Source organism: Kibdelosporangium banguiense, assembly GCF_017876405.1.
GTDB lineage: Bacteria > Actinomycetota > Actinomycetes > Mycobacteriales > Pseudonocardiaceae > Kibdelosporangium > Kibdelosporangium banguiense.
In genome coordinates, this window is the sequence record NZ_JAGINW010000001.1 from 346943 (window position 1) to 358551 (window position 11609).

An 11609-nucleotide genomic window follows, 5' to 3' on the forward strand; every position below is an offset into this window, starting at 1 on the left:
TTCGTTCAGTCCAGCCCGGCCAGTTCGTTGCGCAGCAGCTTGCCGGTGGCGTTGCGGGGCAGGACGTCGAGGAAGCGGATGTCGCGGGGCACCTTGTAGCGCGCCAGGTTGGCCTTGACGTGGTCCTTCAGCGCACCCTCGTCCAGTTCGGCGCCCTCCCGGCGGACCACGAACGCCCGCAGCCGCTGGCCGAAGTCCGCGTCCGGCACCCCGATCACCGCGGCCTCGACCACGCCCGGGTGCTCGGCCAGCAGGTTCTCCACCTCGACCGGGAAGACGTTCTCGCCGCCGGAGACGATCATCTCGTCGTCCCGGCCGTCGATGAACAGCCGGCCCTCGGCGTCGAAGTGGCCGACGTCGCCGCTGGACAGCAGCCCGTCGATGATCTCCTTGTTGCGGCCGTCGGTGTAGCCGCCGAACGCCAGGTCGCTGCCGACGAACACCCGTCCGATCGTGCCAGGCTCGGTCACCCGGGCGCCGTGCTCGTCGTACAGCCGGACGCGGCAGCCGCACGGCACCTTGCCCACGGTGCCCGGCGCGGCCCGCCAGTCCTCCGGCGTCGCGACCGTGGCAACCGATACTTCTGTTGAGCCGTAAAGGTTGTAGATGACGTCACCGAAGATCTTCGTGGCCCGGTTGCCGAGTTCGGGCGAGAGCGCCGACCCCGCGCAGAAGATGATCCGCAGCGACGAGGTGTCGTAGCGGCCCAGCACGTCCTCACCGAGGTCGACGATGCGCTGCAGCATGGTCGGCACCAGCACGAGCTCGGTCGCCTTGTTGTCCTGGACCGCTTTCAGCGTCATCTCGGGGTCGAACCTGCGGCGCAGCACCACTGTGCAGCCCAGCGCGAACGACAGGATGAACTGCGACAGCCCGGTGGCGTGGAACAACGGCGCCCCGAGCACGGTGCATTCGTTGGTGCGCAACGGGATCCGGTCGAGGAACTGGGCCGCCGACAGGCCCGACTTGACCTGCCGGGGCGCACCCTTGGGCGTTCCGGTCGTGCCGCTGGTCAGCAGCACGATGCCACCAGGACTGGACGGGTTGGCAGCCGGCCGGTCGTCCGCGCTGGTGATGATCTCTTCCAGGGTGGGGATTTCACCGCCGGTCGATTCGTCGTCGACCCAGGCCAGGTAACGCGGGATCGAGCTGTCGATCGCGGACAGCAGGCCGGTGAACTCCTCGTCGTAGACCAGCGCGGAGACCTTCTCGCGCTTTGCCACGTCCACGAACTGGGGTTTGGCGAACCCGGTGTTCATCAGCAGTAACCGCGCGCCGAGTTTGCCCGCGGCGAGCATGGCCTCGACGAGACCGCGGTGGTCACGGCACAGCACGCCGATCACCGAGTCCTCGCCCAGCCCTCGCTGGGCCCAGGCTCGCGCCAGGGCGTTCGAACGGCGATCGAGCTGCAGGAACGTCAGCGGGCCGCGCTCGTCCACCAGGCCGAGCTTGCGGGAGTCCCGCCGCGCCGACATGCGCACCGCGCCCGCGATCGGGCCGATCTGCTTGACGTAACGCAGCGATCGGATGCCCTCGTCGATTCTGGGCAGTGGCACCAGGCCCGCCCGGCGCAGGATCCGGACGCTCTGCACCATCTCGGGGATCCTGGTCAGCACATTCAGCCCAGTCAGCACTGTCGGCAGGGGCACGGCACCTCCACGGCGAGGAAGCTACTGGCGAGTTAAGTTGGACCGTAACTGTCGTACCCCCGGTGCACAATCACCATGTGCTGGCAATGGTGTCCCCCGAATCCGATGGCGCAGGTCGCGTCCGGGTGATGGACGTCACCACATATGAAACGATAGCTGACCATATCAGTGCCGACCTGATTTCGTGGATGACCCGCTTCGAGCTCGAACAACAACCCCGCTGGGTGCTGCCGGCCGTCGACGAGTTCTATCCCGCCCTGCTGAAAGCCGGAATCCGGTTGTCACGTTGCCACGACTTGACGCTCGCCGAAGGCCTTCTGCTCGCACACGAAGGCAGGCACGGCACGCACCGCAACCCGGGCGCCGCGTGGGCCCGGCTGCACAACCAGATCGAACCACCGGACAAGCCGCCGCCCGCGCGTGACGCCCAGCCCGCGCTGTTCGAGCTCGACGAGCGGTTCTTCACACTCGACCAGCTCGCCGAGGTGTACGCCGAGCAGCAACGCCGGATCATGGCGACCGCCCATCCAGACCGGATGCGGCTGCTCGTCGCCTCCGAGTCCGCCGGCGCGCTGGCGGCCGCGGAGATGAGCCACCACGGGTTGCCGTGGAGCGAGGATGTGCACCGCGAGCTGCTCTCGTCCATGCTCGGCCCCAAGCCCGCTCCCGGCGCGCGGCCGTTGAAACTGGCCGAGCTCGCCGACCGCATCATCGAGGCGTTCGACGGCCGGTCGCTGAACCCGGACAGCCCACCGAGTGTGGTGAAGGCCTTCGCCCGGGACGGGATCGACATCCCGTCGACTCGTGCGTGGGTCCTGCGGGAGATCGATCACCCGGCCGTGGAGCCGTTGCTCGAATACAAGGAACTCGCCCGGATGTGGACGGCGCACGGCTGGTCATGGCTTGAGTCGTGGGTACATGACGGCCGGTTCCGCCCGGAGTATGTGGTCGGCGGGGTCGTCTCCGGCCGATGGGCCACGCGTGGTGGCGCGGCTTTGCAGCTGCCCAAGGCATTGCGGACAGCCGTACGCGCCTTGCCGGGCTGGTCCCTGGTCGTGGCCGATGCCGCGCAACTCGAGCCACGCGTGCTCGCCGCGTTGTCGGCGGATCAACGGCTCGCCGAGTTCTCCGCCGATGTCGACCTCTACGCAGGCCTGGCGAAGGACACTTTCGACGGTGACCGCGCCAAAGCGAAGATCGCCATGCTCTCCGCGATGTACGGCGGCACATCGGGCGGCGCCGGTCCCCTGCTCGCCCTGCTGCGCAAACGTTTCCCCAAGGCGGTGGGCCACGTCGAACAGGCCGCCCAGGCCGGCGAACTCGGCCGCATGGTCCGTTCCCGTCTGGGCCGCACCTCACCCCTGCCCTCCGAACGCTGGCGCACCCTGATGGAGCGGACCGAGGGCTCCGAAGAGGACATGCGCAAATCCCGCCAGGCCGCCCGCGACTGGGGCCGCTTCACCAGAAACTTCGTCGTCCAGGCCAGTGCCGCCGACTGGGCCCTGGTCCTGCTCGTGGTCCTGCGCCGCCGCCTCGCCGACCTCGCCCCCAAGGCCGAGATCGTCTTCTACCAGCACGACGAATTCATGGTCCACTGTCCCACCGAAACCGCCCCGCTCGTCACCGCCGAACTCGCCGCTTCGGCCACCGAGGCCACCCACCTCGTCTTCGGCTCCACAGAAGTCCAGTTCCCGCTCGAGACCTCCACAGTGGACACCTACGCCGACGCCAAGTGACCGAGCTAGTTCGAGCTTCCCAAACAGACGAACGGGCGGCGCAACGGATCGATCGCGATCGCGTCGGCCAGTGCCACAGCGGGTTTCGCGCCCGCGGCGAGGCCGCGGTGGTAGTCGTCCATCGCGGCCGCAGCGGCCTGGTCGCCGACACGGCTCAACGGCGCGATGACCGTCTGGGATCCGCTGGCCAGCAAAGCACTTGCGAAGCCCAGAGCCTCGTCGCCCGGCCGGATCCGGTTGAGCGCCAGCTCGCATGCGGCCAGCACGACTTGCCTTGGCGGCTTGGACAATCCCGCCATCTCGTGGGCGAACAGCGCGCCGTCAGCCATCTCCAGCTTGGAGAACAACGCGTTCTCCGGCTCGTGTGCGCCGTGCGCCGCGATGTGCGCCAACTTGGCTCCGTCCAAGGCTTTCAGCACAGCCGCGACGGTGGCCTGCTGGCCGGAGATCAGTTTGGCCGTGTTGTGGTGCGCGCCCAGTTTGTCGATCTCGCCCACCGCCGCGGGCAGTCCCGGCGCCCGGACAAGGACTGTCCGGCCTCCCCTTCGAGTGCCTGCCTGCTCGGCCGCCAGCCATGCCGTTGCCGAAGGCGCGACCACCGTCGGACGCGACAGCAACGAAGGAAGCACACCCCAAGGCACCGCGTAGAGCGATCCAGTTGGCACGATCACGAGGTCGCGATCACCGATCGACTGCCTCAACGGCCGCACGATCTGCTCGTCGATCAGGTCTGCCTGTTTGCGCGCAGAGGCAGAGACCACCTGTACCAAGGCCGCCGGCAGATGGTCCGGCGCCAGTGCGTTGAGGTCGGCGTTCAGCATCCGCGCCTGCTCGGCCGCCCGCGTGGCCGATCCCAGACGCACCAGCCGAACGTCACCGTCGACCAGGACCACGGCGACAAGCTCGTCCTCGGACGCCGCGAAGCTCACCAGCACCCGGCCGTTGAGCTGCTCACCCACATCGGCCAGGCCCGCGACCGGCCGGGGCTTGCCCCACCGGCCGGTGTGCCAGCCCAGCCGATGGGCTTCGCGAAGCCGTTCGTTGCGGCGGGCGGTCAGTGCGGCAGTGGGGTGGCCGTCGTGTTGTGCCTGGTGGATCGACTGAGTCAGGCTTCGGACCTCGGCAACTCGCTCGGCCAGCTCCGGATCGTCGCCACCGGCCATCGGCTCGTACCGATAGGTCTGCGCTCGTGTGCGCTCAAGCCACTCGAACAGACGTTTCGGGTTCGCACCACGCAGTACCAGCCGTACCGCCAGGTCACCCAGCTCCTGGCCGTGCGCGGCCGTGCCCGAGACCAGCTCCAGGCCACCCATCCGGTCACGGACCTCGTCCAGTTCGGCCAGCCCGGTCTTGATCTCGCTCAACGCCTTGGCGGGGTGACCTTGCGCGGCCGCGAGCTCGGCCCGGCACAACCTGCGCAGCATCCGGTGGTCGATCGGCGTGAGCTGCCTGGGCCGCGGAATCTGGTCGACCAGTTCAGCCGCCCGGGTGAGCTTGCCGCGCCGGATCTCCAGCCGGGCGGCCAGCATCCGGGCCACAGTCGCCTGATCGGCAAGCCGCGGCGCGGACATCGTTCGCGCTATACGCAACGCCCGCGCCGGCAACGCGGCCGGGATCTCAGGCGAGCGCAAGGCATCCCGCACGTCGGCCCGCAGCCCGATGAGCGCGGCGTTCGCCACGCACGTCTCGCACCCGAACCTCAGCATCCGCCGCCGGGCCACAGTAGCCAGTTCCCGGGCCAGATCGAGTTCGTCGTTCATCAAAGCGGCAGCGGCCCGATACATCTCCACGTCGGCCAGATCGCGCGAACCGCTTTGCTGTTCGCGCATTCTCGGCAGGACCTCGTCGAGGTGGCTGCCGGCCTCGTCGGCGAGCCCCGCGGTGAGCAGGGCCTGGGCCTGGTTGAGCCGCAACAGGGCGGGCACCTCGGTGCCGATGCCGCGGTAGATCTGTTCGCTTTCCTGATAGGAGTGCAGCGCTGCCGGGACGTCGCCGATCCGCAGCTCCAGCGTTCCCAGTGGCCGTCGGATGTCCGCTGCCGGAGTCGGCAGCTCGTGGCGCTCGGCGAGCTCGACCGCCCTCGAGAGATCCTCCCGGGCTCGGCGCACATCACCCAGACGGGTGTAGGCCAGCCCTCGGGTGGACAGGGTGTTGAGGAACGACTCCACCAGGGGCCTGGGATCGGCGGCGCCGGCCAGGCACTCCTCCTGATAGGCGATGGAGGCGTCGAAGTAGGCGATGCTGTCCTCGTTACGCCCCGCGCCCATCAGCAGCAGTCCGTAGTTGTGGTCCACCGGCTCGATCAGCTCGGCGCGCACAGCACTGTCCGGGATGCTCTGAATCAGCAGCCGGACGTCGTCCAGCCGGGCCAGGCCCTCCGCGGCGCCCCGCAGCTCGGAGTCCACGAAGGCCAGTGAACTGGCCAGTCTGATGCGGATACGCATCCACTGGTCGTAGTGCTCGCCGCTGACCGGGTGCACCGAGTCCAGCAGGTTCATCCCGCGACGCAGTATCCGGGAGCCTTCGCGCTGGCGTGACGAACACGCGGCGTCCAGGCCGGCGCGGTGCAGCTCGCTCGCCTTTCGCAGGATGTCGGACAGACCGGACTTCGTCACAGGCACTCTTCTATGACAACACAGTCCGTAGCCGAATGGGGCCCGCCTACCGGGGAGAACCCGATAGGCGGACGATCACGCGCGGTACACGGGCAAGGACTACTTCGGGCACCCGCCACTGCACATCGGGCCGAAGTGCGTGGTGCCGTCTTCGTGGGTGTGCGTGGTTTCCGGGTGCTCGGGCTCCTCCGGCTGCACCGGCGGCTCGATGACCGGGGTAGTGGTGGCCGCGTCGGTGGCCAGGCCGGTGGCCACATCCGTGGTGTGGTCGTCCTCGCCGGTGAACTCGGTCTCGGTGGTCGTCGACAAGTTGATCTACCTCCCCTATTGATCGCCTCTACGCCAGACGGGGACTCGGGTGTTGCTGTGAGTCCCGGTTCGACGGTTCCCTCAAACCGCGAACGGCCTAATACTGACACAACGGAGCAATGATCGGAAAAGTAATTCACTGCAAGTAGCTTTCGATAGCTGTTGTCGTGTGACGTACCGCATGGACGGCCGGTTCCCGGGCATGCGAAAAGGGGGCCATCCAATTGGACAGCCCCCTACTGCTAGCCGAAGTCAGCCCACGTCAAGGTAGTCGGCGTTCGGTCCGCCATTGGCCGTTGTGGCCGTCGCGCGGACGGTGTTCGTGCCTGCGTTGAGGTTCACCGTTGTTGTGACTCCCGCATAGCTTGTCCACGCGCCTGTGCCTGGGAAGTCGACATCGCCGACAGCCGCCCCGTTCACTGCCAGGTTCACGGGGCGGTTGTCAGCCGTACCGTTGGCGTAGCCGAATCGCAGGGTCGCAGGACCCGCTACGGTTGCGGTCACTGTCCATTCGACATAACCGCCGACGGCGTTGGTGTAGTTGACAAAACCGGTTCCGCTGAAGCCGGTGTGGTTGGATTCGACCACACCGTTGGAGATCGTCGCGTTCTCGGCCTCGTACCGGGTCGGCTGCGGGCCGGGGTCGCCATCAGAACCCGCGTAGGCGGTGCCAATCCAGGCCTCGTCGATGCGCAAACGCTTGTACCGCGTGCTGTCGCTCGACGCCGCGTGCGTGTTCACGACTTCCACGCGAACGTACCGCGCGGTGGTCGCCGGTACGTCGATGAACTGCACACCGCGATGACTGGGCAGCGTCCCGGTCTTGATCGCCGACCCCCAGTTCGTCCCGTCGCTGCTCACGAACACGCGATAGTCCCGGATCCTGGCCGACTGCTCGGTCGACGAGCGCGCATAGCTCACCGAGTCCTCGCGCTGGTTGATGCCGATGTACTGGATCCGTTTGGCCGAGCCGAGATCGAATCGCAGGGACACCGGCGTGGTCTTGTTGCTGTCCCAATAGGTCAGATAGTTGCCGTCGCCTGCCGCCGAGGCCGCATGGTCGCTTGTCGAGGCGCTTGCACTCAGCGTGGCACCGCTCAGAATTCCTTCACGTCCGGCGGTCTCCACCTTGAACACAGTGTCGTATTGGTCCCAGGTGGACACGCCGGTCAACGTGATATTGCCGCCGCTCTGGGTGAACGAGACCGCGGCGCCGGTTCGGAGGTTGGTGACCCGGCTGACCTTGTATCCGTTGTCACGAACGCGAAGCGTGCTGCCCGACGGACGGGTCAGGACGTGGATGTAGTGCAGGTTGGGGTTGTTCTTCTTGATCGTGGTCACGCCGTGCGCGCCGTCGTTGAAGAAGCCAGGTTTGAGGCCGCCGTACATGTAACCGCCGCCCTCGGTGCCGTCGATCGACTCCCAGATCTGGCCGAGGTAGCCGTTGAGGAAGGTGTTGTAGGCCTCCTGATTGGACGGGAACTTGCCGTTGACCATCGCGGTCTCGGCCATGTTCGACTTCATCGACGAGCCCGAGTTGGTGATGTACCGGCCGATGTTGAGCTTGTAGTCCACACTGGAGTTCGAACCGCTGTACCACCAGGCGCCGCCGCTCGGCAGCTTGTAGCAGGCCTCGATCAGACGCGGCGCGGCGGTGTAGGCGGCCTGCGGATAGTCATAGCTCGGCGACATGCCGGTCTTCTGCTCGTTGCTGATCGTGTCCATGATCGGCGTGTCTTCGTTGTTGTTGCTGAGCAGGAACTCCGGCCGGTCCTGACGGATTTTCTCGTAAAGCCCGTTTCGTTCCCAGTAGGCGTTGTCGTTGTCGATCCAGAACCCGGACAGCGCCGGATAGTCCGCCTTCGGGTAGCGCTGCATGACTTCGACGAAGTTGTCGTAGCTGAACTCGCCGAACCCGTCGCGGCCCTGCAGGCTGATGCTGCGGCCCTTGTAGCTGGAGTAGCCCGACGAGTCGAGCCACTCGTGGCCGCCTTCGTCGTGCCACTGCGGGTCGTCGGTCATATAGACGAGAACCTTGACGCCGCCCTCGCCTGCCGCCTTGATCAGCTCGCCGAGGAAGTCACGCTTGGTCGCGCAACTGCCCGGGATCTTGGACGGATACGCCCGCGCGTAGCCCAGACGGCTGTGGAAGGAGGCGAACACCAGATACTGCGAATGCAGCTTCTTGGCCTCGTTGACCCAGTACTGCGGTGTCCAGCCGCCGTTGGTGACGGCCGACTCCCAGGCACTGCAGCTGGTGTAACCGGGCGATGTGCGCATCCCCCAGTGCAGGAAGAGCCCGGCCTGCGCGTCGCGAAGCCAGTCCTGACGTGGATGTTGCAGTTCGGCGGACGCGACAGGCGCCGTGACGAGGCCCGCCACCGCGATGATCGACGTCAGTAGTGCCAAGATCCCTTTGCGCGACACGGGGTCCTCCGATGGGCAGATGGCAGTGCCTGGGCGCGGCGGGGTCCCGGCGATTGGTCTACTCCTTTGCGGGCAGACCGTCAAGAGTCTTCCCCTCCGAGGTCTGTTCCCACTCACAGGTACAAATGCCGCTTTATGGGTTCAGATATGACAAAAGGTCGGATCTGTTGCTTGACGAGGCCGCCTCAGATGGAGTAGACCCTACGTATGTAACCGTTTTCGCTTGGTTACATTGCAGCAGGGTAGTCAAGCCTTCGCCAGTGCCAGTCGAGGGAGCTTTCAGTGGTGAACAGCCGACACAGCCGACGGGACGTCCTTCGCGGCGTCGGCGCCGTCGCCGGTGGGCTGCTCGCCGGGACGGGTTTCGCGACACCGGCTTCTGCCGAAGTCATGCCGCCGGACCAGTGGAGACTGGTGCCTCGGATCCTGGCCAGGATCATCCCGCCCACCTTCCCGGCGCGGGTCTTCGACATCACGACCTACGGCGCCATAGGCGACGGCCGGACGAAAAATACCGCGGCAATAAATGCTGCGATCCACGACTGCAGCCGAACAGGCGGCGGGCGCGTACTCGTGCCTGCGGGCACCTACCTGACAGGCGGCATCCGCATGCTCAGCGGAGTCGACCTGCATGTGGCCGAAGGCGCCACGCTCAAGTTCAGCAACGATCCCAAGGACTTTCTCCCTCTTGTGCTGGTGCGCTGGGAGGGCACGCTCTGCTATAACTACCAGGCGTTCATCTACGCCTATCAGCAACGCGACATGGCGATCACAGGCTCCGGCACCATAGACGGCGACGCCCCCAACGGGCCGTGGCCGGGCTGGGGCGCCGGGTCCACGCCGGAGCTGCGCAAGATGGGCGAGGACGGCATCCCGGTCGAACAGCGGATCATGGGCGAGGGCAAACGCATGCGCCCCAACATGATTCAGTTCATTGACTGCCGGAACCTGTTGGTCCAGGATGTGTTCCTACGCAACCCCGCAATGTGGACACTGCACCCGGTCTTCTGCACCAACGTGACCGTGCGCAATGTCCACATCTACAGCACGAACTCGCAGGGCGACGGCGTCGATCTCGACTCGACGAGCTACGCGCACGTCATCAACTCGCGGTTCAACACGAATGACGACTGTGTCGTCCTCAAATCTGGTCGGGATGCCGACGGGCGGCGGATCGGCATCCCGACCTCCAACGTGGTGGTCGAACGCTGCAAGTTCTCCGGCCGGTGGGGTGGGATCACCATCGGTTCGGAGATGTCCGGCGGAGTGCGCAACGCGTTCTGCCGCAACTGCGAGATCAACGCGCCCGACTTCCCCGGGCGCTACCCGATCAAGCATGCGCTCTACATCAAGACGAACAAGGACCGCGGCGGGGTCATCGACGGCGTCCACCTGCGAAACATCAAGGGCAGCAACGTCGAACGCGAGATCCTGTTCGTCAGCATGTACTACAGCGGCGGCGGATCGGGCAGTCATTTCCCGCAGATCAACAATGTCACGGTCGACGGCATGACGATCGCCGGCGGCCGCAAGGCCATCCATTTTGAAGGGTTCCCCGAAAGCCACATCCGCGGCGTGACGATCGCGAACAGCGAGTTCGCCGGCATCGCGGAACCGAACACCATCCGCAACACCGACGACATCGTGCTGCGCAATGTCCGTGTCAACGGCACCGTCCAGGATTAGCTGACCGCCGCCTTTCCCTGCACTGAAGGGGTCAGGAAATGTCCCGTCTGAACCGTAGGTCTGTCCTGCTCGGCAGCGCCGCGGCAGCAATCGGCGTCAACGCGGCGGCAAGCCCGGCATGGGCCGCGCCCGACTGGTCGGTCGAGGTCGTCCGGTCCACAATGGCCCGGTACACGTCGTCCTCTTTAGGCGGTTGGGGTTATACGCGTGGACTGTACCTCTACGGGCAGTACCTGGTGTTCAAGCGGACTGGTAACCAGTCGTACTTCACCTACATCAAGTCCTGGGTGGACAGGTTCGTCGACGGCAGCGGGAACATCAGCAACAGCTTCAACAACCTGGACTCGATGCGGTCAGCCCAGCTGCTGCCGATCCTGCACAGGGAGACGGGCCAGCAACGTTACAAAACGGCAGCAGACAAGCTGCGCAACCGGTTCAACAGCTATCCCCGTACTTCCGACGGTGGAATGTTCCATGCCACAAGCAAAGTCGGGCAACTGTGGGCCGACGGCGTCTACATGGCGCAGCCGTTCATCGCCGACTATGCCAAGCAGTACAATCAGACATACGGATTCGACGAGTCCACTCGCAACATGGTCGCCTACTTCACGCATCTGAAGGCGACCAATGGCCTGCTGTACCACGCCTACGACGCGGACGGGTCCGAGTCCTGGGCCCCGGACCCGGACCGCCACTCGGCCTATCACTGGGCGCGGGCGATCGGCTGGTTCGGCATGGCCGCCTGTGACATCCTGGAGGTGCTGCCGGCCGATCACCCCCGGCGCCAGGCCCTGATCGACATCATCAAGCACCTGGCAACCGGCTATCAGCGCTTCCAGGACCCGGCGACCGGCCGCTGGTGGCAGGTGGTCGACCGGGGTACGACCTCGGGCAACTGGCTGGAGACCTCGGCGTCGGCGATGTACACGTTCATGCTGTCGCGTGGCGTCGAGCGCGGGTATCTCGACCCGGCGTACAAAGCCGTTGCCAGCAAGGGATACCAGGGTGTGCTGGCCAAGATCTCGCTCGGGTCGGACAACCGGACCAACCTGCGCGACATCTCCGAGGGCACGAACGTCGGCAACCTGAGCTACTACTTCGGCCGCAAACGCAACACCAACGACTTCCACGGGCTGGGTGCGTTCCTGATCATGAACGAGCAGTTGACGCGAACCGGGGGTTGATCA

General features: G+C 66.0%; 7 protein-coding genes. 3 read left to right on the top strand and 4 right to left on the bottom strand.

What is annotated here, in order from left to right; genetic code table 11:
* Positions 1–5: 5 nt before the first annotated feature.
* Entirely contained in the window at positions 6–1595 is a 1590-nt protein-coding gene (locus tag JOF56_RS01570) for an acyl-CoA synthetase (protein ID WP_209647941.1), read from the bottom strand.
* 131 nt (positions 1596–1726) lie between these two features.
* On the opposite strand from JOF56_RS01570, the gene JOF56_RS01575 reads away from it, so the two are divergent.
* Positions 1727–3385: a bifunctional 3'-5' exonuclease/DNA polymerase gene (locus JOF56_RS01575; RefSeq protein WP_372447815.1), complete on the top strand. Its 1659-nt coding sequence runs from the start codon at positions 1727–1729 to the stop codon at positions 3383–3385.
* 5 nt (positions 3386–3390) lie between these two features.
* On the opposite strand, the gene JOF56_RS01580 is transcribed toward JOF56_RS01575, so the two are convergent.
* The 3 genes from JOF56_RS01580 to JOF56_RS01590 form a co-directional block, all read right to left on the bottom strand.
* Positions 3391–6000, bottom strand: a complete 2610-nt coding sequence (locus JOF56_RS01580; RefSeq protein ID WP_372448360.1) for a CHAT domain-containing protein — start codon at positions 5998–6000, stop codon at positions 3391–3393.
* A gap of 99 nt (positions 6001–6099) precedes the next feature.
* Positions 6100–6309, bottom strand: a complete 210-nt coding sequence (locus JOF56_RS01585) for a hypothetical protein (protein ID WP_209633657.1) — start codon at positions 6307–6309, stop codon at positions 6100–6102.
* Positions 6310–6561: 252 nt separating this feature from the next.
* Positions 6562–8736 (bottom strand): discoidin domain-containing protein, encoded by a 2175-nt coding sequence (locus JOF56_RS01590; RefSeq protein ID WP_307854868.1) that lies wholly within the window; start codon positions 8734–8736, stop codon positions 6562–6564.
* Between the two features lie 285 nt (positions 8737–9021).
* Between JOF56_RS01590 and JOF56_RS01595 the strand changes: the two genes are divergently transcribed.
* Together JOF56_RS01595 and JOF56_RS01600 are read left to right on the top strand one after the other, a co-directional pair.
* On the top strand, positions 9022–10422 hold the full coding sequence (locus tag JOF56_RS01595) for a glycoside hydrolase family 28 protein (RefSeq protein ID WP_209633658.1): 1401 nt from the start codon (positions 9022–9024) through the stop codon (positions 10420–10422).
* Between the two features lie 38 nt (positions 10423–10460).
* Positions 10461–11606, top strand: coding sequence for a glycoside hydrolase family 88/105 protein (locus JOF56_RS01600; RefSeq protein ID WP_209633660.1), 1146 nt, complete (start codon positions 10461–10463; stop codon positions 11604–11606).
* Positions 11607–11609: the final 3 nt, after the last annotated feature.

Excerpts from the sequence above, each read along its gene's own strand:
- JOF56_RS01570 (WP_209647941.1), bottom strand. The coding sequence starts at position 1,595 with ATGGTGCAGAGCGTCCGGATCCTGCGCCGGGCGGGCCTGGTGCCACTG.
- JOF56_RS01600 (WP_209633660.1), top strand. The coding sequence starts at position 10,461 with ATGTCCCGTCTGAACCGTAGGTCTGTCCTGCTCGGCAGCGCCGCGGCA.